This window comes from Streptomyces sp. NPDC032472, assembly GCF_040636955.1.
Taxonomy (GTDB): Bacteria; Actinomycetota; Actinomycetes; order Streptomycetales; family Streptomycetaceae; genus Streptomyces.
Window position 1 is genome coordinate 1 of sequence record NZ_JBEZVK010000068.1, and the last position, 25675, is coordinate 25675.

A 25675-nucleotide genomic window follows, 5' to 3' on the forward strand; every position below is an offset into this window, starting at 1 on the left:
GCTGCCGCCACCCGTGACACCCCGCTGAGCGGGCAAACCGGGGGCACGGCCTCCGTCCGGTCCGGCCGGAGCTGCCGCAGCCCCCGGGGCGCCAGGCGTGACCGGTCCCCCCGCGACGCCCGACGACTCCGCGGCCTCCGGCGCGGCCGGGGTGCCCGCTGCGTCCGGCGCGGGCACGTCGGGCGGCCCGTCGGCGGGGCCGGCAGGCAGGGGCTCCGGATCCGGGGCGGGGTCCGCGAGGGGGGCCGCGCCGAGGACCGCGGCACGGTGCAGGCAGCGCGGTGCCAGCAGGCAGCTGCAGGAGGCCTGTTCGGCCGCGGTCACGGCCCCGCCCGGGCCGGGCCGCAGCGTCACCACGGCGTCCTCGCCGAAGCGGAGGGTCACGGCGCCGTCCGCGGCCCGCTCGGCGGCCGGGGTGCCCGCGGCGCAGCCCTCGACGGCGGCGTCGAGCTTCTTGCGCAGCCGGGCGCTGAGGTTCTCCACGGCTTCGGCGAGGACCTCGGGGGCGACGGGCGGCAGGGGTTCGGTGCTCAACGGGATTCTCCACGGAGGCGGTCGCCCACCCAGCGGGCGAGGGCGAGCGGGCTGAGGGCGGCCACCGGCATGCCGGCCGCGACGAGTTGCCGGGCGACGGCCGCCGAGTATCGGGGGGCGCCGGTGTCGTCGAGCGCGGCGCAGCCCAGCAGGTGGGCGCCGGAGGCGGCCAGGGCGCGTACCTCGCCCAGGAGGCCGCCGAGCGGAGCGCCCTCCTCGAAGTCGCTGACCACGACGACGAGGGTGCGGCTCGGCACGGTGACGAGGGAGCGGGCGTGCGCGAGGCCCGCCGCGATGTGCGTGCCGCCGCCGACGCGGACCTCCAGGAGCAGCGACAGCGGGTCGTCCACCCGGTCGGTGAGGTCCACGACCTGGGTGGAGAAGGCGAGGAAGTGCGTGGACAGGGTGGGGACGCCGCCGAGGACGGCCGCGGTGAGCGCCGACCAGATGACCGAGGCCTCCATGGAGCCGGAGACGTCGACGACCAGGATGAGCCGCCAGTCGGCCTCGCGACGGGCCCGGGTGCTGAACACGGGGCGTTCGGGCACCACGGCCACGGTGCCGTCGGGCAGCCTGCGGGTGTGCGCGAGGTTGGCCCGCAGGGTGCGGTCCAGGTCGAGCCGACCGCCCGGGCGGCGGCTGGGCCGCGGCGTGTTGAGCCCGGAGAGCGCGGGGCGCATCCGGGTGGCGAGCTCGCGGGCCAGCTCGTCGACGAGCCGCCGGACGAGGGGGCGCAACTTGGCGAGCTGGGCCTCCGGCAGGCCGCCGGCGAGGGACAGCACCGAGCCGAGCAGCTCCACGGAGGGGCGTACGGTCGCCGGGTCGAGCTGGGTCAGCACGTCGGTGCGGCCCGCGTCGGCCGCGGCGGCCAGGACCTCCTCGCGCAGGTCCGTGCCGAACAGCGACTCCAGTTCCTCGGCCCATTCGCGGGCCGTGGGGAACGAGGCCTCCTGGCCGCCGCCGGCTCCGGTCCCGGTGCCGGGGCCGCCGTCCAGCCCGGTGGAGCCCTCGCCGCGGCCGGTGCCGTACAGCTCGTCCAGGGCCCGGGCGTAGCGGCGGGCGCCGGCGGGCAGCCGGTCGCGCTGCCGGCCGAGCAGCAGCCGCCACCGGTCGGCGGGGGCGAGCCGCTGCCCGTCCGGCTGCGCGGCCGCGGGTACGGGTGTCCCGGCGGGCGGCGTTGCCCCGGTCTCGGAAGCTGCCGGGGCCGGGTCCGCCGGGTCCGGGGCCATCACATCCGGAGCCACAGCTTCCGGACCGGGCGGCCGGGGCAGGTGCTTCAGGGCCGCGGCCCCGGCGGCGTCGGCGGCGGCCCACAGGGCGAGCAGCGCGGGCGGCGCGTCGAGGGAGAGGTCGACGCGGTCGCCGAGCCGCTCGGCGACGGTGGCCAGCAGCCGGTCGCGGGCGGCGGGGGCCAGCGCGTCGAAGCCGCCGCGCAGGGCCGGGAGCCGGTCCAGGAAGTCCTGGTCCGTCAGGGCCTCGACGCGGTCGAGGACCGGGACGAGGGCGGGCGCGGAGGACTGGAGCAGCGGTCCGGCGGCGGTCAGCACGCCGCCGAGCCGCCGGGTCAGGGTGCGCCGGGTGTCGGGCGTGGCCGCGGCGTCGATCCACCCTGCGGCGCGCTGGCCGAGGCCCGCGGCCGGATCCAGGTCGAGCAGCACGCGTACCGCGAGGGCGGCGCCCTGCATCAGCGGGGACGCCGAACCGGCGAGGTCGGCGAGGGCCCCGTCCATCCGCAGCCCGAGGTGCCGGGCGGCGGCCCGGTCGGCGAGGGCGACGAGGGCGCGCGCGTCGGCGGGGTCCTCGCTGCCGGCGAGGCCGGGCAGCGCCCGGACGGCGGCTTCGAGCAGCTCGCCGGTGAGGGCGGAGGCGGCGGCGCGCGGGCCGTCCGCGTCGACGGGGAAGTGGCCGCGGGCGAGCCCCTCCAACAGGTCCAGCGCTTCGAGCAGTTCGGGCAGGGCCGCGGTCTGCGGGAGCGTGGCGGCCGCCTCCTCCAGCCGTACGGAGACCAGCTCGGGCAGGTCGCAGCGCGCGGCGGCGCCCAGACCGGCGAGGATCTGCCCCGGGGTGGGACCGCCCTCGGCGGCGGCCTTGCGGGCGCTCTCGCGCAGCGTTCCCGCGGCGGCCTGGGCGGCGGTGACGCCGCGGACGCCGGCGAGGTCGAGGCGGGCCGGGACGGCCGGGGTCCAGTTCAGCCGCCATTTGGTGCCGAGGGCGGTGCCGTCGCCGGTGGCGGCCACGTCGAGCGGCTGCCCGTACTGGGCGCCGCAGACGGCCAGCCGCTGGAGCAGGACCTCGCGGCGCCGGTCGAGCCCGGAGCGCAGCGGGTCGAGCCGGACCTCGCGTGCGGCGGGGTCCTCGGGGCCGGGCAGCCGCAGCTCGGTGAGCTCGGCCTCCACGCTGGGGCCGAGGCCGGAGCGGGGGGCGTGCGGGGTGGTGCGGCCGCGGGTGGTCCCGACGAGCACGGCTTCGAGTGCCCGGGCCAGGGCCCGGCCCCGGCCGAGGGGTTCGCCCTGGCCGAGCACGGTGGTGACGGCCTCGAGGAGTTCACCGCGGCCGGGCGCGGGCAGTCCGCGCAGCACGGCGAGGTCGCAGGCGAGCCGCAGGGTCTCGGCTGCCTCGCCGGTACCGGCGGTGTGGCCGGCGCGGCGCAGTTCCCGGCACAGCCCGGTGACGGCCACGGACGCCGCGTCCCGCAGCCGCGCCGGATCGCCGCCGGCCTCGAACACGGCCTGCTGCCACAGCGGATCCCGGATCCCGGCGGGGTACCCGGACCGCGAGTCGAGCAGTTCGTACGCATACGGCACGAAGGAGGTCACGCCGGCCGAGCCCTCCGCTTGCGGACCGGAGGCCCCGGCCGGAACCGGCGCGGGCAGGGCGTCGGCCGGGAGGGCAGCCCCGGGGCCCACGGGCAGGGCCGCGAGGGCCGGGGCGTGGTAGGCGCCGATGACCGCGGCGACACGGCGGCCGCCCGAGGCGGCGGCGGTGATGACGCTGCGCATGTGGGCCTCGCGGGCCAGGTCCACCTCGGGGACGGCGCCGTCCTGGCGCAGCGCCCAGCCCACCCCGAGCGCTGCCCGGCGGACGGCCTCGGGCGGGCAGCCGGGGGCCAGCACCTCCACCGCGCGGTCCCACAGGTCGTCGCCGTCCCGGCCGGTGCCGCAGGCGCGCAGGGCGTCGGCGTACGACCGCCCCCGCGGGCCGGCGGCCGGCGACGGCTCCCCGGCGGCCGGGCGCGGGGCCCAGCCGGCGTCGGACAGCGGCAGGTCGCAGCAGAGCACCTCGGCCCCGCGCTCGCGCGCCCAGCGGACGGCCGCGAGCTCCGGGGAGAAGTCCGCGAAGGGGTAGAAGGCGAGCCCGCCGTCCGCCCCGGTTCCCGCGAGGGCGACGGGGGCCACGGTCTCCGGGTCGGCCAGGTGCTCCAGCCACGGCTGGAAGTCGGCGGGCAGCTCGACGCAGACCACCTGCGCCTCGGCGGCGTCCAGCAGCGCCGGCACCACCGCGGCCAGCGCCGGGCTGTGGTGGCGTACGCCCAGCAGGTAGGGGGCCCGGGACGCGGCGAGCGCGTCCACGGTGGCCCGGGGGTCGGCAAGGGTGGTCATCGCAGGCTCCCGCGCAGGTCCCACAGGCGGCGCCACATGGCGGAGCCGTCCTCGGCGCGGCGGCGCACGGGGCCGTCCCAGTAGCCGAGCAGGCGGCCGTGGTCGGCGGGGTCGTCCTTGCGGACCACGCCCAGGAGGTGCCCGGGCAGCAGGTCCAGGACGTCGCCGGCCGGCAGGTAGGCGGCGGCGACGCCCAGCGAGGTCGCGACCTGTACCGCTTCGGCGGTGGACATGACGGTGCCGGGGCGTTCCACGTCCCAGCCCTCGGCGGAGCGCCCGGAGCGCAGGTCCCGGAAGACGGTGACGAGCGCGTCGAGCACGGCGTCGTCGACCCCGAACGCGGCGCCGGCCCGCTGGACGGCCGCGACGGCCTGGCGGCGGATCAGCGTGGCTTCGGCGTCGGCGTCGGCGATCGGCTCGACCGTCTCGAAGTTGAAGCGGCGCTTGAGTGCGGCGGACATCTCGGAGACCCCGCGGTCGCGCAGGTTGGCGGTGGCGATGACCGTGAACCCGGGGGCGGCGGCGACGGTCGAGTCCTCGGTGGCGGTCAGTTCGGGCACGCTGACGCGCCGGTCGGACAGGATCGACACCAGCGCGTCCTGGACCTCCGGCAGGCAGCGGGTGATCTCCTCGACCCGTACGACGCGGCCGGTGCGCATGGCGGACAGCACCGGCGAGTCGACGAGCGCCTGCGGGGTGGGGCCCTGGGCGAGGAGGAGGGCGTAGTTCCAGCCGTAGCGGAAGGCGTCCTCGGTGGTGCCGGCGGTGCCCTGCACGGTGAGGGCGCTGGTGCCGCTGACGGCGGCGGCCAGGAGTTCGGAGAGCATCGACTTGGCGGTTCCGGGCTCGCCGGTCAGCAGCAGGCCGCGCTCGCCGGCCAGGGTGACGACGCAGCGCTCGACGAGGGCGCGTTCGCCGACGAACTTGGGGGCGATGGCCAGCTTGGCCGGGAGCCCGGCGCGGCGCTTGGGCAGGGCGAGTTCCTCGCCGTCGCTGCCGCAGACGAAGGTGACGACGGCGCGGGGGGTCAGGGCCCAGCCGGGCGGGCGGGGGCCGGTGTCCTGGGCGGCGAGGAAGGCGAGTTCGGCCGCGTACCGCTCCTCGGCGGGCAGCATCTGGCGGGCCGGGGCGGCGGGTTCTTCGCTGGCGGTCGTCGTCATGGGGTCGTCCTCGAAACGTGAGAAGGAAGCGAACAACAAAAGAGAGAAGGAAGAGCTGAAGAGAAGGAAGGCAAGAAGAGAAGGAGCGAGGTACGGGGGGGGCGCGGCGCCTCCCGGTGTTGGGGGTGCGCCGCGCCCGGCCGGCGTCGCCGGGACGTCAGCGGCGCCGGGGGCGGGTCCGCTTGACCTTGAGTTCCTGGAAGCGCGGTACGTCGCCGTCGGTGACGCGCTGCCAGGCCCGCCGGTAGAGGTCCGCGGCCGGCTCGGCCGGCACCAGGACCCCCAGGGCAGGGCTGCCGCCCGGGGCCAGGGCGTACATCGGGAGCTTCCACTGCTCCACCGGCAGCACGGGAGAGGACATCTCGGTCCAGCCCCCGGGCAGGAACAGGGAGCGCCCGGCCCGGGTCCGGCTGGCCGTCACCACCAGGTCGGTGGCGGCCAGTTCGGCGCGGGCGGCCTTGATCCGGGCCGGCTTCCAGCCGGTCCAGCGGGCCGTGTTGCGGTCGGTGGGGTCGGGCATCGCGAGCAGCATCAGGTACAGGGCGGCGGCGTCCGCGCCCAGGCCGTGGGCGTGCGCGGCCTGTTCGACCAGGTCAGGGACGGAGCGGGCCGGGTCCTGCGGGTACCAGGTGCCGTCCTTCTCGGTGGTGCCGGCCGCCGGGGCTCCGGGATCGGCGAGCAGCGCGGCGAAGGCCGGGTCGTGGGCGGCCCGCAGGGCCGTCTCGACGGCGGAGGGCTGCTGTTCGGTGCCGCGCAGGACCGGCAGGTACGGGTCGGAGCCGGTGGAGTCGAGCAGGGCGGTGCGCAGCGCCGGCCGGCAGTGGTCGTCGTGGGTGGCCAGGACGACCGCGCCGTAGCGCTCGTAGCCCTCGCCCGTCTCCGTCGGGGTGCCGGCCGCCACGCGGAAGCCGCCCAGGCCCGCGCAGTACCCGAGGTCGAGGAGGAGTCCGGGCGCGGCCAGCCGCTGCCGTACGGCGGTGAGCACCGGCGGCAGGGCGGCGCGTACGGGGTCGCCGGCGGGCAGCCGGTGGGCCAGCCAGGCGGCGAGCGACAGCGTGCCGTTCAGAACGGCCCCGGTGAACGCCTCGCCGCCGGGCGCGCAGCGCTCGATGCGGCCCTGGTCGACCTTCCAGTCGACATCGGTGCCCAGCGCTGCGGACGCGGCGGGGTCGAGGACGGCCGGGAGGGCCTGGTGCACGGCCCAGAAGGTGCCCATGGCGCGCGTGGCCTCGGCCAGCAGCCATTCGGGGACGGGCGTACGGCGGCCCACGCGCCGGTTCCACACCTGCGCGGCGGCGGCCACGTCCGGACCGTCGGTCCACAGCCGTGCCGGGTCGGCGGGCAGCAGCGCGGCGACCACGGCGCGCCGCACCTCGATGTCGAGCGCCTTGAGTTCGTTGCGGGCGTACTTGGCGTCGGCGGCCTTGACGCCGAGGGCGGTGCGCAGTTCGGCCGGCAGGAAGTGGTGCTCCCAGCTGTCGATGTTCGGCAGGCCGGCCAGCAGCAGCCTGGCGGCGGTGCCGGAGACGCCGGTCAGGCGGGCGAACTCGTCGGCGGCTTCGGGGCGCAGCGGTGCGGGGCCGCGCTCGGCGGCCTCGGTCAGGAACGCCGTGAGCCAGCCGGGGCCGCGTTCGCGGTCGCCGAGGGGGGCCTGGCCGCGGACGGTGTAGGGGCCGGGGACGGCGAAGGCGCCGGTGGGGTCGTACAGCAGGGCCCCGAACTCGTGGCCGTCGGGTACGGCGGCGCAGTGCTCGGTGCGGGCGAGGACGGCGCCGCCGCCGAGCGGGAGCAGGCTGCGGTGGCCCGCGGGGCGCCCGACGCCGTCGGGGGTGCGCAGGTGGGGGTGGTCGAGGTGGACCAGGACGCGGCGCCAGCGGTCGGCGGAGCCCTGTGCGGAGGCGAGGCCGAGGGCGTCGACCTGGGCGAGCACGGTGCACAGCGCGGCCCGCTCCTCGTCGGTGGTGCCGGGGGCGACGGCCCGGTAGGCGACCGCGGCCGGCTCGTCGAGCAGGGGTGTGAAGGGCAGGGACGAGTAGTCCAGTGCGGGCATGTCGAAGTGGAGCCGGCCGGGCACCGCGACGGCTTCGGTGTCGGCGCACGCCTCGGCGAGGCGGGCCAGGAAGCGGTGGGCGACGTCGTTGTCGGTGCCCCAGCGGTAGTAGCCGGTGCCGACGATGCCGGACAGCCCCTTGGCGATGAGCGCGTCGAGGGGGCCCTGCGGACCGCCGGCAGCGCCGGCCGCGCCGGTGTCGAGGCGGGCGGCGATGCCGTCGAGGTCCTTCTGCTGGGCCAGGGCGAAGCGCAGGACCTCGACGATGCCGCCGATCAGCGGCTCCGCGGTGACCTGCGGCAGGGCCTCGGTGACCAGACCGGGCAGGTCGGACGCCTTCTCGGCCTTCGCGGCGGCCTCCAGCAGGGCGCGGGCGGTGTCGCGGTCGGCGGTGCGCAGGGCGGTGGAGCCCTCCGGGTCGCGGGGGCGCAGGGCGTACCAGAAGGCGAGCGGCGGGAGGTCGACGCTGCCGGTGGCGAAGGCATGGTTGGTGCGGTGGCCGCCGCGGCTCTGGGCGGTGACGACGCCGTCCGGGTCGGTGATGCTGAGCTCGCGCCAGCGCTGGCTCAGCCCGCGGGGCCGGTCGTCACCGGGGAAGGAGAGGGCCGCGACGGGCATCTCGCCGCCCTCCGGCGTGCGGACGCTGCGTCCGGCGGCGTCACAGCCGTGCCAGCCCTCGCCGGGGAGGCGTACGACGCGCCAGCCGAGGAGCCCGTCGACGGGCGTGCCGAGGGCCGAGCCGTCCACGGCGGGGGCGGGCCTCAGCCAGGAGGAGTGGGCGGAGAGGTATGCGTTCGAGGGGTGGGCGCGCAGCGCGTCGGCGAGGAAGGCCGGCTGGGAGTGCCGGCCGCGCGCGCCGTCGGCGGGGGCGTACTCGCGCCAGCCGGCGTCCTGGTCCTCCTCGCGGCGCTGCCAGACCCAGTACGAGGTGCCGTCGGACAGCAGGGCCTGCTCGGCGGGGAGCACGGTGTCCCCCGCGTGCAGGACGCCGCCGCCGGTGGCGCGGCCGCCCCCGGGCAGGGGCAGGCTGATGTGGTTGGAGCGCAGCTGCCAGGAGGTGCGGTCGGCGCCGAGCGAGAAGACGTGGTGCGGCGCGGTGTGCCAGTAGCCCTGCGTGTCGCCGGAGGGCCAGGAGGTCCAGAAGACCAGCAGGGCGCCGTCGACGTAGTGGAATCCGTACCCGCGCGAGCCGCCGGCCGGCGCCCGCAGGTCGTGGGTGAGGACGGTGGAGTCGGCGTCGATGACGCGGACCTGCAGGGGGTTGGCGACGATGAGGTACGGCCAGGCCTCGACGACGGTCAGGTTCCCGCGGCTCAGGGCCTTGCGGTCCGCGAGCTCGACGAGGGCCTCCTCGAACGCGGGCCAGGCGAACTCCTCGAAGAGGCCTGCGCGCAGGGTCCGGGCGAGGATCTCGCCGAGGTCGGCGGCGGCCGCTGCGGCGACCTCGTCGCGGGCGAGTTCGAGTGCCTCGGCGGGCAGCCAGGTCAGCCGCTGGATGGCGGCGGGGAGGGCGGGCAGGCCGGCGGTGGTGGAGTTGCGGGCGACCTCCTGCATCCATTCCGTGAGCATCGGGCGGCCGCCGGGCGAGGCGGCGAGGGCGCGCATCACGTCCGCCCCGGAGCCGGCGTCGCCGAAGGAGTAGGCGGCGCGCCGGAAGGCGGGCCGGAACCGCTGGTCGGCCGCGATGGCGAGGAGGTCGCGCCGGGCCGCCTCCTCGGAGCGGGCCCACGAGGCCAGGTTCAGCTGCGGCCGACGGTGCGGGGACGTGGCCGGGTCCTCGTCGGGGTCGGCGACCGGGACGCCGAGGGAGAGCAGCAGGTCGAGCAGGTTCACGTCCTCGCCGCCGATGCGCAGGCCCCCGGTGCGGCCGGGCGCGGCGAGTTCGGTGCGCAGCTGTTCGGCGGCTCGGGCGACGAGGTCGAGCAGGGCGGGCGGGGTGAACCGCTGGCCCCAGCCGCTGTGGCGGGCGCTGTGGTAGCGCTCCAGCCAGCCGGCCGTGCCGTCGGCGCACCGCTGCTCGGCGGGCAGGCCGGCGTCGACGAGTCCGGCGGTGGTGCCGGACTGCTCCAGGACGTCCAGCCACAGGTCGGACAGTTCGCCGTCGCCGCCGCCGGGCGGCATCAGTTCGAGGAGGGTGCCGCGGACGGCCGGCTCCCGGCGCGCCAGGGCGATCAGCGCGGTGCGGTGGGCCTTCCACCAGCCGTACGCGGCGCGCAGCGTGGCCGGCAGGGGCAGGAGTTCGGCGAGGTAGTCCTGCTCGGCCTCGCTGCCGGTGAGGCCGGCGGCGCGGGCGAGGCGGCGCAGTTCCGTCGCGGCCTGCGCTGAGGGCGGCAGCCCGCCGGCGGTGCGGCGCACGCACAGGCGGCGGAAGCGGGTGTAGGCCTCGTCGGGGCTGACGCGGGCGGAGAGTTCCTTGGCGTAGCCGGTGAGGACCTTCACCGGGAGGGCGCCGACCAGCGCGAATTCGAGGAAGACGGCGTCGAGGCGGTCCTCGTCGACGGCGAGGCCGTGCTGGGCCTCGCTGCTGCGGGCGCGGCCGAACAGCTGGGCGGCGTACGTGGTGTTCTCGACGGCGAGGAAGAGGCGGGCGGCCTGCTCGTAGAAGACGGGCAGGAAGTGCGGAACCGCGGCGGCGAGCCGGCCGGCCAGCTCGTGGACGGCGTCGAGGGCGGCCTTGGGCTTGGTCCTGGCCTGGTGGGCGGCCCGGTCGAGCTCGGGGACGACCGCGAGGGCGTGGTGGCCGTCCTCGGGGTGGTGGACGAGCACCCATTCCGGGAAGCCGAGGGCCTGGCGCTGGCCGAGGCCGACGACGGGCGGCTCGCCCTCGTCGAGGACGAGGCCGAGGAACCCGGCGGCCAGGTCCTCGGCCGGGCCGAGCTCGGCCGCGGCCAGCCGGACGACGACGCGGTCGTCGGGCAGCGCGGGGTGGCGGTAGGTGCGCGCGGTCAGGTCGACCGCGGAGGGGCCCGCGCCGTCGGTGCCGACGGGCAGTACGGCGCCGGCCTTGAGCAGGAGCCCGGCCTCGGCGGCCGAGTCGTCGGTCGTGGCGGTCGTGACGGTCGTGACGGTCGTGGTGGTGTTGGTGCTGGTCGTGGTGCTGGTCATCACGCGTCCTTGCCCTCTTCGATGGTGCGGCCGGCGTGGAGCGCCGCGGCCATGCGCATTCCCTCGGACCAGGCCACCGGTCCGACCTCGGCGAGGGGCACCGCCCTGCCGTGCTCGTCGTGCCAGCTCAGGGCGCCGGTCGTGGTCGTGTCGTCGTAGTACGGCTCGCCGATCCAGACCGCCGCCTCGGTGCCGCGGCCGGAGTCGCGGACGGGGCAGGTGGCATAGCCCCCGGAGACCCGGTAGCCGAGACCGGTGGCCCGGGCGGCCAGGGCGAAGCGGTTGGGGAAGGAGCCCCCCGCGTAGTCGCGCACCTCGGTCGCCTTGGCAGCGGTGGCCTCGGGCTTGAGCCACGTGGCCCGGTGGATCTGCTCGACGCGCTGCACGATGCCGAGTTCGGCGGCGAAGTCCCGTACGTCGTCCAGGTCCGGCAGCAGCACCGGGTGCGGCAGGGTCACCGTGCGCGGGGAGAGCCGTACGGTCTCGCCGTCGAGGTTGACCACCTTCAGCTCGCCGGTGGCCGTGGCGTCGCGCAGGAAGCCCACCTCGTCCGGGTCGTCGCCGACCACGGCGAGGTCGCGCAGGGCGCTGCGCCAGGCCTCGTCCGGCCAGACCCGGGCCAGGAGTGCGGTGGGCACGGGCAGCGAGGACACCATCCAGGTGTCCACCTGGGCGATGCACGCCGCCTCGTGCCGGTCGAGCCATTCCGCGAGCCGGCGCAGCCGGTCCACCTCGGGGTGGTCGCGCAGCGCCTTGGGCAGGGTCTTCAACTGCCGTCCCGCACTGCGCCCGGTGGCGGACCGCGCCGCCACCTTTCCGTCCACCAGGGCGATCTCGTACCCCTCGCCCGCTGCCAGCCAAGCCATCGTCGCGTGCCTCTCCGCCTGCCCGATCCGAATCCGCGCAGCCTCGGACAGGGCGGAAAAGCCCCCCTGAGCTGCGGTATGCCCGGAGACTAGCGAGAGCCACTGACAACGCCCGCTGCCGGGCCCGCCGTCGGTGGCGTCCGCCGCAGCGCCCGCGCGTGCAGCGGCGGTTGAATGTCCGGTTCTGGGTAGGCTTCGCGGGACAGGAGCCGGAGCGGAATCGACTCGGGGCGGGGTCATGGGACGTCAGATACGAGTGCGGGGCGTGGTACTGGCGGTCTCGGTGCTGCTGGCTGCGGCCGGCTGCTCGGGAAGCGGAATGAAGACTGCGGATCCGAAGGCGTCGGCTCCGCCGTCGTCCTCCGCACCGGCGTCGGCCTCACCGGGCCCGTCCGCAGCGGCGTCACCGACCGGCCCCGCGCCCGCCGGTGGCGCCGGGCCGGGCGGTGGGGACGTCCTGCCGGGCATGGTGGGGGTGGAGGTCGCCCGGAGCCAGCTGGCCGGACTGAAGGTGGCTCCCCCGGGCACGATGGCGGGCTACAGCCGCGCCAGGTTCACGCACTGGGCGGAGCAGGGCAACCAGTGCGACACCCGCGAGGTGGTCCTCGAACGCGACGGCAAGGACGTGGCACGGGACGCCGAGTGCCGGGCGGTGTCGGGCACGTGGCGGAGCCTGTACGACGGGGTGGTCGTCAGGGACGCCTCGAAGATGGACATCGACCACATCGTGCCGCTCGCGGAGGGCTGGCGCTCGGGCGCGTCCGCCTGGGACGCCGCGCAGCGCAAGGCGTTCGCCAACGACCTGGCGCACCCGCAGCTGCTGGCGGTCACCGCGGCCACGAACCGCTCGAAGGGCGACCAGAGCCCGGACCTGTGGCAGCCGCCGGACAAGTCGAGCTGGTGCCAGTACGGGCGGGCCTGGACGACGGTGAAGTCCACGTACGCACTGACCGTCACGGAAGCGGAGAAGAGGATGCTGACGACGATGCTGGACACCTGCGCGGCATGACCGGGCGACAGCAGTGGCAGGACCGGGTGCTCGCCGGGCCGGGCGGGGCCATGACCGACGAGGTCGGCGTCATCACCGGCCCGCTGACCGTGCGCACGACGGCGGTGGCGGGCGGCCTGGCCCGGATCGACGTCCAGTACACCGACGTGGAGGAGTGGTACACGCTGACCGGCAGCCCCGTCGCGCACGGCGGGGCGCCGGCCGCGGTGCACGCGGCGGTGCTCGCCGCGGTACGGGCGGGGGGTGCGGCCGAGGCGCCGGCGGGGCCGGGGACGTAGCCGGGCCGCAGGCCCAGCCGACGCCCGGTCCCGGTCCCGGTTCCGGTCCCGGTTCCTCCCGGTCCTGCAGCTCCGTCGCGCGCCCGGCTCAGGCCTCGTACTCGGTCAGGTCGATGCTGTGGATCTGGAGCAGGTGGCCGTGCTCGGGGTGCTCGGTGTCCCGCTCGTGGACCATGCCGAGCTTGCGGATCACGTTCTCGGAGTCCTCGTTGCCCGCCCGGTGGACCGCGATGACCCGGTCCAGGCCGCGGTCCTGGAGGGCGAACTCCAACGTGGCCTGCGCGGCCTCGGAGGCGTAGCCCTGGCCCCAGTACTGGCGGCCGAGCCGCCAGCGGATGTCCACCGCGGGCATGACCTCCGGCAGGTCCTCGGGCACGGACAGCCCGACCGCGCCGATCAGCTCCCCCGAGGCCAGCAGCTCGACGGCGAAGAGCCCGAAGCCCTCCTCGTCCCACTCCTCCTCCCAGCGCTCGATCTCCTCGGCGGTCCGGTCCAGGTCGAGGGTGGAGCCGTCGCCGATCCAGCGCATCACCTCCGGGTCGGCGTTGATCTCCGCCAGGGGGACGAGGTCGTCGTCGTCCCAGCGGCGCAGGAGGAGGCGGGGGGTGCGGATCTCGGTCATGCCCCCATCCTGCCGAACGGGGGCCGACCGCGGTAATCGGGGCCTGCGGGTCAGCGGGCGGGGGCGTGGAAGCGGACCTCCGGCGCGTCGCCGGCCGGGCCGTCCAGCACCGGCTGGGCCGCTCCCTTGAGGTGCAGGTCGAAGAAGGCGCCCACGTAGCGGCGGGTCAGCTCCAGGGAGCGGTCGCCGGGCAGCGGCGTCATCCGGGGCAGCCCGACCTGGTCGCTGATGGCGGGCCAGTCGGTGAAGGTGAAGTGGTGGGAGTCGGCGAAGGTGATCCACCGCTTCCAGCCGTCGAGCCGGGCCCAGTTGTCGTCCCAGTTCGGCCAGTCCGTGCCCGTCCCGCCGGGCACGGTGTCGGCACCGCCGAGCAGCATGAACGGGCGGCCGCCGAGTCCGCCGTCGGGCACGGGCGAGAACAGCCCGCCGTCCATGTCGATCCCGGCGCGGACGCGCGGGTCGGTGGCCATCACGGCGGCGGCGGTGGAGCCGCCGATGGAGTGGCCCGCCATGGCGATCTTCTTCTTGTCGATCAGGCCGGCGTTGCGCCAGGCCGGACGGTGTCCGGTGAGCTGGTCCAGGAGGAAGGACACGTCGCGGGCCCGGTTGTCCGACACGGCCTTGTAGTCCTTGAGCTCCTTGGCCTTGTCGCAGGCCAGGCAGGTCAGGACGCGCCCGCCGGGGAAGGCGGTGGCGCTGGCCTCGTACGCGTGGTCCACGGCGGCGACCACGTAGCCGCGGGAGGCCAGCTCCTCGGCCAGCGAGGTGAGGGTGGCCCGTGGGACCGTGAAGCCGGGGGACAGCACGACGAGGGGGTAGCGGCCGGCGACGGGGCGGGCGCCGGAACGGGCGAACGCCTTCGTGCCGGCCAGGCTCCGGTAGTCCACCTGCTGGTCGAGGCCCCGGGAGACGAGCAGCAGGCGGGCCTCCTCCTCGGTGAGGTACGGGCGCACGGGGCCGCCGGTGCCGCGCTGGGCCGGGTAGCGCATGGTCACCATCAGCTCGCGCGGGCCGGAGCCGGCCCAGGGGTCGGTGCGGCTGTGGTCCACCAGGTGGAGGGTCTCCTCGCCGACTGCGAACCGGCCCGTGGGGCGCGGCAGCTGGGGCAGGACCACCCCGGTGGGGGCAGTGGCGGTGGCGGCGGGTGCGGCCGGGGCTTCGGCTGCCGCTGCCGTTCCGGCGGCGGCCGGCATCAGCGGGAGGAGGAGGGCGGCGCCTAAGGCGGCTGCGGTGATGGCGGTGCGCAGGCGTGTCGGTCGGTTCATGGGAGCGAACCTATGCGCTGGTCAGGAGGTTGATCGTCCTCTTGCAGGAGGAGAGGGACTCCGACCGCAGGAGGGTTTCCCGCCTCCGTCGGGGGACGGAGGCCGGACGGGCGATACCCCGTCCGGCGGAGCCCACCGGGTGTCAGGAGACGCTGATCGCGTCCAGTTTCGCCCGCAGGTACGTGTGCGAGTCGACCGGCGCGTGCGCCACGCGCCCGATCGGCGCCGGCAGGGACTCCACGCGGGTGTGCGGGTCGCATTCGTAGAAGTAGACGAGCGAGACGAGCTCCTCGGTGGGCGTGTCCGCAGGCGGCGGCAGCACCCGGTGGCGGCCGGCCCGCCAGCGGTCCCCCGTCCAGCGGGCCAGCAGGTCGCCGATGTTCACGGTGAGCGCGGCCGGGTCGTACGGGGCGTCCTGCCAGCCGCCGGCGTCGGTGTGGATCTGGAGCCCGCCCGCGCCCGGCTCGCGGTCGAGCACGGTGACCGTGCCGAAGTCGGTGTGCGGGCCGATGCGGAACTGGCCGGGCAGGGGCGGTCCGACGACCTCGGTGCCCGGGTACCAGTTGAGGTTGAAGCCCCAGGTGGGGTGGCCGGTGTGGCGGGTGAAGTGGTCCGGGGCCAGGCCGAGTGCGGCGGCGAGGAGCTCCAGCAGTTCGTCGGACAGGGCCTGCATCCGGGCGAGGTAATCCTCCGCCAGCGGCCGCAGTTCGGGCACCTCGGCCGGCCAGGCGTTCGGGCGGAACCACTCGGCGTCGACCGCGGGGTCGCCGGTGGGCCGCTCGGCCGCGCAGGACCACGACTCCTTCAGGTCGGGCGGCGAGGCGGTGCCCTCGGCGTAGCTGTTGGCCTCGGCGCCGGGGCCGAGCCAGCCGCGGCCGCCGACGGCGACCGCGTACGGCTCCTTCACCTTGGCGGGCAGCCGGAAGAAGGCGCGGGCCGCGGCGCGGATCCGCGCGGCCAGCCGGGGGTCCACCCCGTGCCCGGTGACCAGCAGGAACCCGGCGGCCTGGAGGGCCTCGTCGACCGTCGCGGCGATCCGCTGCCGCGCGGCGGGACCGCCGGACCGCCACGGCCCGAGGTCGATCACGGGAACCGGGGACTGCGCGTGCGGGGGCCGGGGTCCGGGTGCGGAACTCGCCATGGGGAACCTGCCTTTCGAGCCGGTACGGGGCGGTGTCGGGCGGCATCGGCGTCCGCCCCCGAGGCTAGCGCCGGCGGCGGGGGCAATGCGGCGAAACCGGGCACGGGTCGGCCCGATGAAGGCGCCGGGCCCGGCGCAGCCGCAGGCAGGCAGGCGCGGGCGGAGGGCCGACAGGCGGGCCGGCGGGTGCAGCCGTGGCCGGGTGGGGCGTCATCGGTGTTCCAGGCCGGTGCATGGTGGGGAGTACGGGACGTACGGCAGGTGGGCGGACCACTGGGCGCGGGTGATGCGCGGTCCGGTGTGCGCGCACGCCCCCGCGATGGTGCGGGCCAGGTCGGTCCCCGACAGCCGGACCGTCGTGTCGAAGCCGCCGGAGGCGAGGACCGCGCCGTCGGGGCTGAACGCGACCGAGCTGACGGCGGTGGTGTGCCCGCTGAGCGTGGCCAGCAGCCCCGGGTGGGCGGGGCGGGCCACGTTCCACAGGCGGACCGTGCGGTCGTCGCTCGCGCTGGCGAGGCTGCGTCCGTCGGGAGCGAAGGCGACGGAGCCGACGACGTCGGTGTGGCCGGTGAGGGTGGCCAGCAGGGCGGGCCGCCGCGGGTCGGCGGTGCTCCACAGCCGCACGGGGTTGCGTCCGCCGCCCGCGGAGGCAAGGACGGTGCCGTCCGGGCTGAAGGCCACCGAGAACACGGCGGTGTCGTGGCCCTCCAGGACGGTCGAGGCGCCCGGCCGGCGCGGGTCCGCCACCTCGGTGAGCCGGACGGTGGCGTCCTCGCCCGCGCTGGCGAGCGTACGGCCGTCCGGGCTGAAGACGACGGCGCGGACGGCGTCGCGGTGGCCGGCGAGCCGCGCGAGGAGCGCGGGGCGGGCGGTGTCGGTGACGTCCCACAGGCCGACGCTGCCGTCGGTGCCGGAGGTGGCGAGCGTACGGCCGTCCGGGCTGTAGGCGAGGGCGCGTACGTCGCCGCTCTGCCCGGTCAGCGAGGCGAGGACGGCCGGGCGGGCCGGGTCCGCCACGTCCCACAGCCGGACGGTGCCGTCGGCCGAACCGGTGGCGAGCAGGCGGCCGTCGGGCCGGTAGGCCACCGTGCGGACGTCGTCGCCGTGCCCGGCGAGGACGGCCTCTTCGACGGGGCGGTCGGTGCCGTTCATCCGCCACAGCCGGGCGGTGTGGTCCCCGCTCCCGGTCACCAGCTGCCGGCCGTCGGGGCGGTAGGCGAGGGCGAGGACCTCCTTGGTGTGGGCGGGGGCCGCGGTCATCAGCGTGCTGAGCAGGCTGTCGCGGGTCTTGGCGGTGGGCGAGAGGCGGTACGCGGTCAGGCTCAGCTGGACGGCCAGCCCGGGCTCGGTGTCGGTGAGCCCGCCCACGCTGTCGGCGAGGTTCTGCGCGACGGCGTCGTTGCGCTGCCGGGTGACCTCGGCCCCGGAGCGGACGGCGCTGGCGGTGGCGGCCCCCGCCGCCGCCACGAGGGCGGCGAGCAGGGCGACGAGGTAGCCCAGGCGGCGGGCGCGGCGCCGGGCCGAGCTGTCGGCCGCGGCCTCGGCCGCCGCGCTCGCGTCCAGGAAGGCCCGTTCGGCGGCGGTGAGTCCGGCGGGCCGGGTCGCGGCGAGGTCGCGGGCCAGGGCGAGGCGCGGCCCGCGGTAGAGGGCCCCGGGGTCCCGGCCGAGGCGCTCCCACGCGTGGGCTGCGTCGGTGAGGCGGCGGTGCAGCCGCAGGCGTTCGCGGTCGTCGGTCAGCCAGCCGCGCAGTCGGGGCCAGGCGCGGATGAGCGCCTCGTGGGTGAGCTCGACGCGGCCGTCGTCGAGGGTGAGCAGGCGCAGCCGTGCGGCGCGGGCCAGGACGGTGGCGGTATCGGCGTCCCGGTCCAGCTCCTCGCGGGCGACGGGCCGTTTGGTGTCCTCCGTGCCCTCGCCGAGGGCGATGAGGTGGACGAAGATCTGCTGGGCCAGGAGGCGCTGGCGGCCGGTGAGGGAGGCGTACAGGGCCTCGGCGGACTGGGCGAGCGCGCCCTCGAACCCGCCCGCGGCGCGGAAGCCGTCGAGGGTCAGGGCGGCGCCGCGGCGGCGGCGCCAGGTCTCGAGGAGGGCGTGCGAGAGCAGGGGCAGGGCGCCGACCCGGCCGTGCGCGTGGGCCACGAGCGTGGCCTGGAGCGCGCCTTCGACGGTGAGGCCGGCCCGCCGGGCCGGCTCGACGACTGCGCGGCGCAGCTCGGCCGCGGTCATGGGCCCGACGACGACCTGTGCGTCGCGCAGGACGGGTACGAGCGGGGCGTGGCGGGTGCAGTGGGCGTAGAAGTCGGCGCGCACACCGAGCACGACCCGGCACAGGGACCCGGCCCGCCGGCCCACCTCGACGAGCGCGGCGATGAACCGCTCCCGCTCGGCGTCATCGGCACACACGGTGAACACCTCTTCGAACTGGTCGAAGACCAACACGACCTCCCGTCCCCCGCCCCCGGACGCGGCGGGCGCGTGCCCGCCCTCGGGCCAGGCCCCCGGCTCCGACCCCCGCTCGGGCTCGGAGTCGGTCGGTGCGGGGCCGGGCCGCTCGGGCCGTGGGGTGAGGGCCTGGCCGAGTCGGGCCAGGGGGTGTGGGCCCGGGGTGAGGACGTGGACCTCCGTGTCCGCGGCCAGGCGGGGCAGCAGGCCCGCGTGCAGGAGGGAGGACTTGCCGGCTCCGGAGGCCCCGACGAGGGCCACGACGCGGTGTCGCGCGAGGGCGGCGAGGAGGTCCTCGACCAGCCGCTCCCGGCCGAAGAACCGGTCCGCGTCCTGTGGCCGGAACGCCGACAGGCCCACGTACGGGACGACGCCCTCGGCGCCGCCGTCCTGCCGGGCCGGGTCCGTGTCCACCGCCGGGGCGCCTTCCGGTTCGGCGGCGGCGGGTGCTGCGGCGGCGAGTTCGGCCGCGGCGGCGTGCCAGCGGCGCTCCCACCGGTCCGTGTCGCCGCCGCAGGCGCGGACGTAGGACAGCGTCACGTCCAGGCTCGGCAGTCTGCGGCCGGCCGCCGCCTCGGACAGGGTCGCCACCGAGTAGTGGGCGCGGGCCGCCAGCCGGCGGTAGGTCGGGGAGCCGGCCTCGTGGCGCAGGCGGCGCAGCTCCGCGGCGAACCGCAGCAGCGTTCCGTCGTCACCGTCCAGCGGGCGTTCCTTGCGGGCCATGCCGTGTCCCTTCCCCGCCCGCTCCGTTTCGTGCCCCCCGCAAGGGATTGTTCGGCAGTTGTTTGTTCGGCCCGGCCGCCCCGACGCCGAACAACGGATCCCCGCTAGACCTGTCCTCGGCAGGGCGAGGCACGACAGGAGGGAGTCCGGCCGTGGAACGGCACCCACGCAGGCACCGGCACCGTGCGGCCCTGGCCGCGGCCGCAGCCGTACTGGCTCTGGCGGGCTGCGGCCCGGCCCGGCCCGGGGAGGCGGGTCCCGCCCGCGAACCGAGCGCCGCCGAGCGGCGGTTGCTGGCGCGGGCCGAGGAGGTACTGATCAGCCGCTGCATGGGCGAGCGGGGATTCTCGTACGCCGTCACGGAGGCCCCGGACCCGCAGGACGAGGGGGCGCGCTCCTTCCCGTACGCGGTGGACGACGTGACCTGGGCCCGGGCCCACGGCTACGGCGGCCGCGAGGAGCGCCGTGCGGCGCAGGCCCGGCAGGACGACCCCAACCAGCGGTACTTCCGGCAGCTCCCGGCGGCCCGGCGCGCGGCGGCCCGTACCGCGCTGATGGGCCCCTCCCCCGACGGGCTGTCGGTGAAGGCGCCCACCGGGATGACGATCACCGCGTCCACGCAGGGCTGCACCGCGCAGGCGCAGCGGACGCTCTACGGCGATCTGGCGGCCTGGTTCCGCGTCAAGGTCGTCACCATGAACCTGCGGCCGGTGCGCGAGGCGCGCGTGCGCGAGGACCCGCGGTACGCGGACGCGGTCGCCCAGTGGGCCGGCTGCATGGCGGCGTCGGGTCGGCCCTACGCCACCCCGGACGCCTCCCGGCAGGCCGCGGCCGGCTACCGCGCGGACCTGCCGCCGGCCGAGGCGGACGCGGCCGAGGCCGAGTTGGCCGTCGTCGAAGCGACCTGTGCGACCGGCACCCCGCTGGCCCGGGTCTCCCAGTCCCTGGACCACACCTACGGCGAGGACCTGCGTGCGCAGCACCGGGAGGACCTCGCGCTGAGGTGGCGGCTCCAGACCGGCGCGCTGCCGAGGGCGCGGCGCGTCACCGCAACCCCAACCCAAACCGCAACCCCAACCCAAACCGAAACCCGAACCCCAACCGCAACCCCAACCGGGAACGAGACCTCTGGAGGGTCCCATGCGTAAGTTCCGCACCCTGCTCGCCGTCGGCACGCTCACCGCCGCGCTGCTGGCCGTCCCCGCGACCGCGACCACGGCGGGCGCCGCCACGGCCGACGCCTCCGGCGTGGCCGCGGACGGCAACTACTGGGTCTGGGAGCACACCAACCGCGGCGGCGCTGCCTGCGGCTGGAGCGGCAACGACGCCGACTGGCGCACCTGCGGGTCCAGCGGCACGTTCAACATGAACGACAAGGCCTCGTCCTGGTGGAACAACGGCTACGCCGGCTCCCTCGGGGACGTCCGCGTCTACGAGGACATCAACTACGGCGGCGCCTCCACCTGTGCCCCGAACGGCTCGGCCGGCAACATCCCGTGGGAGTGGAACGACCGGATCTCCTCCCACAAGTGGGTCACCAACTGCGGCTACTGAGCCACCGGGCTACTGATCCACCGAGCCGGAACGCAGGGCGTACCGGACCGCGCCGTCGCCGGCTCCGGTGCGCTCGAAGCCCGCCCGGCGCAGCACCGCGTGGGAGGGATCGTTGCCCTCGTCCACCGAGGCGCGCAGTGCGGTCAGGCCGGGCTGTCCGAAGGCCCAGGCCGTCAGGCCGCGCAGCGCCTCGGTGGCGTAGCCGTTGCCCCGGGCCGACGGAACGAGGTCGTAGCCGACCTCCGCCTGCCCGTCGGCGTCGGGGGCGCCGTGGAAGCCGATCCCGCCGATGGCGCGGCGGTCGTGCGTGCGGACGACGGCGTACGGGCCCCACCCCGGGCGGTACGTGCCCTCCTCGTACGCCTTGGCCGTCATGCCGGAGGCGGCCCGGGTGCCGTCGAAGGGCCCGTCCTCGGACCACGCGAAGCCGCCGGTGCCGCCGGCGGCCAGGTCGGCGCCGAGCTCGGGGGAGATCGCGCAGAGCACGACGCGGTCGCCGGCCGGGACGGGGTCGGCGTACCAGCGCCAGACGGTCTGGCGGGGCAGGTCCGCGAGGTCGGCGCGGCCCGTGGCCCACAGCAGGGCCGTCCAGGGGGCGGCGCCCCGCGGGACGTGCGGGAAGAGCCGGTCCAGGGCGTGCTCGCACAGCTCCGGTTCGGGCTCGAAGTCCTGTACGCCGAGGCCTTCGAGGATGTCGTGGGTGTGCAGCAGGGTCTCCACGACGCCCATCGCGGCGAAGCCGTCGGCGTCGGACGTGCCGTACGGGTGCCAGGCCCGGTCGTCCGGGTCGGCCGCGGAGACGGCGGCGGTCAGCTTGCGGCCGGCGGCCTCGATGGCGTCGACCACGACGGAGGGCGCGGCGCCGGGGGCGGTGTAGCGCTCGATCGGGGTGGACCCGTCGGCGATCCGCTCGGTGATCCGGGCGCCGTAGACGATGAAGTCGTTCACCACGTGCACGGCCGTCTCGTGACAGCTCCACTCCAGGCCGGCCGCGGGCACCGACCAGTCGAGGTGTGCTGCGGCGCGCAGGGCCTGCACGGTGAGGGAAACGGCTCGGTCGATGGCGTGGGTACCCGTGATCGTCATGGAGGGAACCCTAGGATGCGGCACGGGCCCTGGCCAGGGGATTTCGGACGGATCCGGGCCGCGGGCCCGGCATCTGACGCACTCGCGGCGGAAAACCGACGGCGGAAGGAGGCGGTGGTGATGACCGGTCTGCGTGAGGTCCTGGAGCCGTTCGTGGACAGCGGGGCGCTGCCCGGGGCGGTGGGCCTGGTGGCCCGCGGCGGGCGGGTGGAGGTGGAGGCCGTCGGATCGGCCGATACCGGAGGGTCCGCGCCGATGGTCCGGGACTCGATCTTCCGGATCGCCTCGCTGACCAAGCCGGTCATCGCCGCGGCGGTGATGATGCTGGCCGAGGAGGGCCGGTTCGCGCTGACCGACCCGGTCGGGCCGTGGCTGCCCGAGCTCGCCTCGCCGGTGGTGGTGCGCACGCCGGCCGGCCCGGTCGACGACGTGGTGCCCGCGATCCGCCCGATCACCGTGGCCGACCTGCTCACCTTCCGGGCGGGGATCGGGTTTCCCGACGACTTCACCCTCCCCGCGGTCGCCCTGCTGTTCGCCGAGTTGAAGCAGGGGCCGCCGCAGCCGCAGCAGGTCCCGGCGCCGGATGCGTGGATGAAGGCGCTGTCGCGCATTCCGCTGCTCCACCAGCCGGGCGAGGCCTGGCTGTACAACACGTGCTCGGACATCCTGGGCGTGCTGATCGCCCGGGTGTCGGGGAGCCCGCTGCCCGTGTTCCTCGAGGAGCGGATCTTCGAGCCGCTGGGCATGGCCGACACCGGGTTCTCGGTGCCGGCCGCCGATCTGGGGCGGTTCACCTGGTGCTACCGGGCCGCCTCCGGCGCCGGGGGTACGGGGCTGGGGCTGGTGGACGCGCCCGACGGGCAGTGGAGCGTTCCGCCCGCCTTCCCCTCCGGGGCCGGGGGGCTGGTCTCGACGGTCGACGATCTGTACGCCTTCCAGCGGATGCTGCTGGCCGGGGGCGCCCTGGAGGGCGAGCGGGGCCGGCTGCTGGCGGAGGAGTCGGTGCAGCGGATGGCCACGGACTGGCTGACGCCCGACCAGCGCGCCGGGGCCGAGCTGTTCCTCGAGGGGCAGGGCTGGGGGTTCGGCGGCTCGGTGGACGTGGAGGTCCGCGCTCCGTGGAACGTGCCGGGGCGCTACGGCTGGATCGGCGGCACCGGGACGGCGGCCCACATCACCCCGTCCACCGGCACCGCGGCCATCCTGCTCACGCAGGTGGAGCTGGCCGGCCCGACCCCGCCGCCCGAGGCGATGCGGGCGTTCTGGAGGTACGCGGCCGGGGTCTGACCCCGGCCGCGCCGCTCACCGCGTACCCGCTAGAGCCGGACGTTCCAGTCGACGGTGGAGCGCAGGGTGCGGGCGATCTGCGGGTCGCGGACCGCGTCGGTGCGGTCCTCGACGGCCACCGAGAGCTTGTGGGTGCGCAGGTCGAGCAGCCACAGCTCGGCCACGGCGACCTCGGTCCGGCCGGCGAACCGCTTCAGCTCGCGGCCGTCGAGGTACCAGCGGACGTCCAACTGGCGCCCGTCCGGGGCGGCGAGCCGGGGCACGGACACCTTCGCGGTGTGCGGCAGGCGCAGGGTGCGGGTGGTCGGGGTGAGGGCGGTGGCGGGCCGGGCGTGCTGGTAGAAGCCGGCGATCATCGCCTCGGCTCCGGGCAGGTTGAAGGGCTTGCCGAGCACGCGCATGATCGAGTTGTCGGTGGGCCGGTAGAGGCCGGTGACGTAGTAGCCGCCGCCCTCGTACGCGCCGACGGTGCCTCCGTCGGGTGACGGGGCGCCGAGCCAGCGGTACCACTTGGTACGACCGGCGGCCATCCGGTCGGCGGTCAGCGTGGAGCTGTTGGACTCGCCGGGCTCGGGGCCCTCGTACTTCTCGTAGCCCGGGGTGTCGGGGTAGAAGTACTCGTCGGCGAGCTTGCCGAGGGAGTGGCCGGTCTCGTGGATGGCTACCTGGCCGGACTTGGCGTTGCCTGCGGAGGCGGTGGAGATGCCCTCGTAGCCGAGGGTGGGGCTCTTCTCGTTGTAGCCGGCGCCGCCGTACTTGGTGCTGTTGGCCAGGACCAGGACGAGGTCGGCGGCCGGGGCCTTCGCCACGTACGCGTCGACCTTCGGCTGGTCGATGCAGAGCAGCCGCTCGATGTCCTCGCACCAGAAGTACGAGCCGAGCGCGGTGTCGCGGACGGTGTCGCGGGCCGGATCGCCGGTGACACCGGAGTCGTGGGAGACGGCGTCGACGGTCCAGACGTTGAACAGGCCGCGGTACGTGGAGTAGGGCTCGACGGCGGCGATCTCGGCCCATTTGGCCTTGGCGTCGGCGTGGAAGCGGTCCAGCTCGGCGGCGGTGTAGCCGTCTCCGACGACGACGATGTCGAGCCGGTCCGCGGTCGGGCCGTTGTCGACGAGCTTGGTGACCTGGCCGTCGGCGGTGCGCTCCGCCTCCGACAGGCGGGCGCCGGTCTTGGCCCGGCCGCCGGCGGCGCGGACCCGGGTGTGGCCGGATCCGGCGATGGCACCGTCCTGCGGGCCGGGTATCTCGACGAGTGGCCCGCCTGCGGTACCGGATGCGGTACCCGCTGCCGGCGACGACGCGGCCGGTGCGGGTACGGGCGCCGGCGCGGCAGCGGCTCCGACGGGGCCGGCGGCCAGCAGCAGGGCGGTCGCGCCGGTCGCGGCGAGGGCCGCGCGCAGGGCGGTGCGGACGGCTGAATCCATGAAGTCATCCCCCGGGAAAGGAAGTTAAGCAGTCGGATAAGCAGATTGAACCGGCTGCTTAACGTAGGGGCCGCCCGGGGCGTGCGCAATGGGCTGCCGCCCCTGAATACTGGGCCGTTGGAACCACCAGGGGGTCTGCATGGACGAACCGGCCGAGATCGGCCGCAGGGTTGCCCGCATCCGCGCCGAACGCGGGCTGACGCAGCGGGCGTTGGCCGAGCCCTCGTACACCCCCGCCTACGTCTCGACCCTGGAGGCGGGCAAGGTCCGCCCCTCCGAGACCGCGCTGCGCTTCCTGGCCGGGCGACTGGGCGTCTCGTACGAGGAGCTCGCCACCGGGCGCCCCGCACACCTGGCCACCGAGCTGCGGCTCGCACTCACCGACGCCCAGCAGACGCTGGCCACCGGGGACGCCGCCGAGGCCGCCGGCCACTACCGCCGACTGCTGTCCGACGCGCGCGGGCTGGGCCTGGAGCCCGAGCAGGCGGAGGCACTGCTCGGGCTCGGCGACTGTGCGCTGGAGGCCGGCGAACTCGGCTCCGCCATCGCCCACTTCGAGGAGGCCGAGCGGCTGCTGGCCGGCGAGCCCCTGCCCCGGCGGGCCCGGCCCGTGCGCGGCCGCGCCGTCGCCCATCTGCTCGCCGGGGAGCTGCGCTACGCCTGCTACCTGCTGGAAACGGCCATCGACGAGCTGAACGCGAGCGGGCTCGCCGATCCCGAGGCCCTGGTGCTGCTCTATGCCGCGGTGATCGGGCCGTACATCGACATGGGCGCCCATGCCCGCGCCGCCCACGCCGCCGAACTGGCCCTGGCGCTGGCGCCGCAGGTCGACGACCCGGCCCTGGTGGCGGGGATGCACCGGCAGGTCGCGCGGACCTTCCTCGCCGCGGGGCGCCCGGCCGATGCCGACGCCTCACTGGCCAAGGCCCAGGCGGTCTACCGGCAGCTGCGGCTGCGGACCGATCTGGCGCACTGCCACTGGATGCGGGGCTACGTACAGGCGCAGAACGGCGATCTCGCCGCGGCCGAGGCCGAGTTGCGCACGGCCCGGGACATGCTGGCGGCCCGGCGCGCCGCCCTGTACACGGCGCAGGTGGAGGTCGAGCTCGCGGACGTGCTGCGGCGGCTGGGCCGGGGTGCAGAGGCGGCGGAGCTGCTGGCGGGGGTGCTGGAGCTGGGCGACAGCCGCGGGGCCGTGCACGCGGGCGGCGCGCACCGGCTGCTGGGGCTGATGGCGCAGGAGCGCGGGGAGACCGGGGCGGCCGAGCGGCACTACCGGCAGGCGCTGGCGCTGCTGGAGCGCAGCGGGGCCAGCGGCGATCTGGCGGACCTGTGCCGCTTGCTGGGGGACCTGCTGCGGCGCACCGGCCGGACGGAGGCGGCGCTCGACGCGTACCGGACCGGGCTGGGGCACCGCGCGGCCCCGGGGACGACCACGCTGGGCCCGGCGCCCGCAGCCCCGCCGGCCGTCCTCGGCGGCGACCCGGTCAGGCCGGACTGAAGGATCCGGACGGGCGGGCCGGGCGGTGG

General features: G+C 76.3%; 17 protein-coding genes. 6 read left to right on the forward strand and 11 right to left on the reverse strand.

Annotated features, from left to right (window positions below; all coding sequences use genetic code 11):
• From AB0F11_RS30950 to AB0F11_RS30970, 5 genes are all read right to left on the reverse strand, one after another.
• Positions 1 to 534: SWIM zinc finger family protein (locus tag AB0F11_RS30950; protein ID WP_362180768.1), on the reverse strand; the 534-nt coding region annotated here is incomplete at its 3' end.
• On the reverse strand, positions 531 to 4133 hold the full coding sequence (locus tag AB0F11_RS30955) for a DUF5682 family protein (protein WP_362180771.1): 3603 nt from the start codon (positions 4131 to 4133) through the stop codon (positions 531 to 533). The genes AB0F11_RS30950 and AB0F11_RS30955, both read right to left, overlap by 4 nt.
• Positions 4130 to 5293, reverse strand: a complete 1164-nt coding sequence (locus tag AB0F11_RS30960; protein ID WP_362180774.1) for an AAA family ATPase — start codon at positions 5291 to 5293, stop codon at positions 4130 to 4132. Before AB0F11_RS30960 ends, AB0F11_RS30955 begins: the two co-directional genes overlap by 4 nt.
• A 157-nt stretch (positions 5294 to 5450) precedes the next feature.
• Positions 5451 to 10448, reverse strand: a complete 4998-nt coding sequence (locus tag AB0F11_RS30965) for a DNA-binding protein (protein ID WP_362180777.1) — start codon at positions 10446 to 10448, stop codon at positions 5451 to 5453.
• Positions 10448 to 11314: a DUF4132 domain-containing protein gene (locus AB0F11_RS30970; RefSeq protein ID WP_362180780.1), complete on the reverse strand. Its 867-nt coding sequence runs from the start codon at positions 11312 to 11314 to the stop codon at positions 10448 to 10450. The genes AB0F11_RS30965 and AB0F11_RS30970 overlap by 1 nt, the downstream gene beginning before the upstream one ends.
• Before the next feature lie 466 nt (positions 11315 to 11780).
• Here AB0F11_RS30970 and AB0F11_RS30975 point away from each other — a divergent pair, with 466 nt between their 5' ends.
• Together AB0F11_RS30975 and AB0F11_RS30980 are read left to right on the forward strand one after the other, a co-directional pair.
• Positions 11781 to 12323, forward strand: a complete 543-nt coding sequence (locus tag AB0F11_RS30975) for an HNH endonuclease family protein (RefSeq protein WP_362180783.1) — start codon at positions 11781 to 11783, stop codon at positions 12321 to 12323.
• Positions 12320 to 12601: a hypothetical protein gene (locus AB0F11_RS30980; RefSeq protein ID WP_362180786.1), complete on the forward strand. Its 282-nt coding sequence runs from the start codon at positions 12320 to 12322 to the stop codon at positions 12599 to 12601. The genes AB0F11_RS30975 and AB0F11_RS30980 overlap by 4 nt, the downstream gene beginning before the upstream one ends.
• An 88-nt stretch (positions 12602 to 12689) precedes the next feature.
• Here the strand turns inward: AB0F11_RS30980 and AB0F11_RS30985 are convergent, their stop codons facing one another.
• From AB0F11_RS30985 to AB0F11_RS31000, 4 genes are all read right to left on the reverse strand, one after another.
• The gene (locus tag AB0F11_RS30985) at positions 12690 to 13223 is read right to left on the reverse strand and encodes a GNAT family N-acetyltransferase (protein WP_362180789.1); all 534 of its coding nucleotides are present in this window, start codon (positions 13221 to 13223) and stop codon (positions 12690 to 12692) included.
• 50 nt (positions 13224 to 13273) lie between these two features.
• Entirely contained in the window at positions 13274 to 14488 is a 1215-nt protein-coding gene (locus AB0F11_RS30990; protein ID WP_362180792.1) for an alpha/beta hydrolase, read from the reverse strand.
• A gap of 142 nt (positions 14489 to 14630) precedes the next feature.
• Complete coding sequence (locus tag AB0F11_RS30995) at positions 14631 to 15629, reverse strand: 2-oxoglutarate and iron-dependent oxygenase domain-containing protein (RefSeq protein ID WP_362180794.1); 999 nt, start codon at positions 15627 to 15629, stop codon at positions 14631 to 14633.
• A gap of 210 nt (positions 15630 to 15839) precedes the next feature.
• Positions 15840 to 18791, reverse strand: coding sequence for a hypothetical protein (locus AB0F11_RS31000; protein ID WP_362180797.1), 2952 nt, complete (start codon positions 18789 to 18791; stop codon positions 15840 to 15842).
• 152 nt (positions 18792 to 18943) lie between these two features.
• Here AB0F11_RS31000 and AB0F11_RS31005 point away from each other — a divergent pair, with 152 nt between their 5' ends.
• Both AB0F11_RS31005 and AB0F11_RS31010 read left to right on the forward strand, forming a co-directional pair.
• Complete coding sequence (locus AB0F11_RS31005; RefSeq protein ID WP_362180799.1) at positions 18944 to 19939, forward strand: hypothetical protein; 996 nt, start codon at positions 18944 to 18946, stop codon at positions 19937 to 19939.
• Positions 19932 to 20345 carry a peptidase inhibitor family I36 protein gene (locus AB0F11_RS31010; RefSeq protein ID WP_362180802.1) on the forward strand — a complete coding sequence of 138 codons (414 nt, stop codon included), beginning with the start codon at positions 19932 to 19934 and terminating at the stop codon, positions 20343 to 20345. Before AB0F11_RS31005 ends, AB0F11_RS31010 begins: the two co-directional genes overlap by 8 nt.
• A 9-nt stretch (positions 20346 to 20354) precedes the next feature.
• On the opposite strand, the gene AB0F11_RS31015 is transcribed toward AB0F11_RS31010, so the two are convergent.
• On the reverse strand, positions 20355 to 21431 hold the full coding sequence (locus AB0F11_RS31015; RefSeq protein WP_362180805.1) for a GNAT family N-acetyltransferase: 1077 nt from the start codon (positions 21429 to 21431) through the stop codon (positions 20355 to 20357).
• 120 nt (positions 21432 to 21551) lie between these two features.
• Here AB0F11_RS31015 and AB0F11_RS31020 point away from each other — a divergent pair, with 120 nt between their 5' ends.
• Complete coding sequence (locus tag AB0F11_RS31020) at positions 21552 to 22718, forward strand: serine hydrolase domain-containing protein (RefSeq protein ID WP_362180807.1); 1167 nt, start codon at positions 21552 to 21554, stop codon at positions 22716 to 22718.
• Between the two features lie 29 nt (positions 22719 to 22747).
• On the opposite strand, the gene AB0F11_RS31025 is transcribed toward AB0F11_RS31020, so the two are convergent.
• Positions 22748 to 24145 carry a M64 family metallopeptidase gene (locus AB0F11_RS31025; protein WP_362180810.1) on the reverse strand — a complete coding sequence of 466 codons (1398 nt, stop codon included), beginning with the start codon at positions 24143 to 24145 and terminating at the stop codon, positions 22748 to 22750.
• Positions 24146 to 24284: 139 nt separating this feature from the next.
• Between AB0F11_RS31025 and AB0F11_RS31030 the strand changes: the two genes are divergently transcribed.
• Entirely contained in the window at positions 24285 to 25646 is a 1362-nt protein-coding gene (locus AB0F11_RS31030; protein WP_362180812.1) for a tetratricopeptide repeat protein, read from the forward strand.
• The last annotated feature ends 29 nt before the right edge of the window (positions 25647 to 25675 follow it).

Excerpts from the sequence above, each read along its gene's own strand:
- AB0F11_RS31020 (WP_362180807.1), top strand. The coding sequence starts at position 21,552 with ATGACCGGTCTGCGTGAGGTCCTGGAGCCGTTCGTGGACAGCGGGGCG.
- AB0F11_RS30965 (WP_362180777.1), bottom strand. The coding sequence starts at position 10,448 with ATGACCAGCACCACGACCAGCACCAACACCACCACGACCGTCACGACC.
- AB0F11_RS30985 (WP_362180789.1), bottom strand. The coding sequence starts at position 13,223 with ATGACCGAGATCCGCACCCCCCGCCTCCTCCTGCGCCGCTGGGACGAC.
- AB0F11_RS30955 (WP_362180771.1), bottom strand. The coding sequence starts at position 4,133 with ATGACCACCCTTGCCGACCCCCGGGCCACCGTGGACGCGCTCGCCGCG.
- AB0F11_RS31025 (WP_362180810.1), bottom strand. The coding sequence starts at position 24,145 with ATGGATTCAGCCGTCCGCACCGCCCTGCGCGCGGCCCTCGCCGCGACC.
- AB0F11_RS30995 (WP_362180794.1), bottom strand. The coding sequence starts at position 15,629 with ATGGCGAGTTCCGCACCCGGACCCCGGCCCCCGCACGCGCAGTCCCCG.
- AB0F11_RS31015 (WP_362180805.1), bottom strand. The coding sequence starts at position 21,431 with ATGACGATCACGGGTACCCACGCCATCGACCGAGCCGTTTCCCTCACC.
- AB0F11_RS30970 (WP_362180780.1), bottom strand. The coding sequence starts at position 11,314 with ATGGCTTGGCTGGCAGCGGGCGAGGGGTACGAGATCGCCCTGGTGGAC.
- AB0F11_RS31010 (WP_362180802.1), top strand. The coding sequence starts at position 19,932 with ATGCGTAAGTTCCGCACCCTGCTCGCCGTCGGCACGCTCACCGCCGCG.
- AB0F11_RS30975 (WP_362180783.1), top strand. The coding sequence starts at position 11,781 with ATGGTGGGGGTGGAGGTCGCCCGGAGCCAGCTGGCCGGACTGAAGGTG.
- AB0F11_RS31030 (WP_362180812.1), top strand. The coding sequence starts at position 24,285 with ATGGACGAACCGGCCGAGATCGGCCGCAGGGTTGCCCGCATCCGCGCC.
- AB0F11_RS31000 (WP_362180797.1), bottom strand. The coding sequence starts at position 18,791 with ATGGCCCGCAAGGAACGCCCGCTGGACGGTGACGACGGAACGCTGCTG.
- AB0F11_RS30980 (WP_362180786.1), top strand. The coding sequence starts at position 12,320 with ATGACCGGGCGACAGCAGTGGCAGGACCGGGTGCTCGCCGGGCCGGGC.
- AB0F11_RS30960 (WP_362180774.1), bottom strand. The coding sequence starts at position 5,293 with ATGACGACGACCGCCAGCGAAGAACCCGCCGCCCCGGCCCGCCAGATG.
- AB0F11_RS30990 (WP_362180792.1), bottom strand. The coding sequence starts at position 14,488 with ATGAACCGACCGACACGCCTGCGCACCGCCATCACCGCAGCCGCCTTA.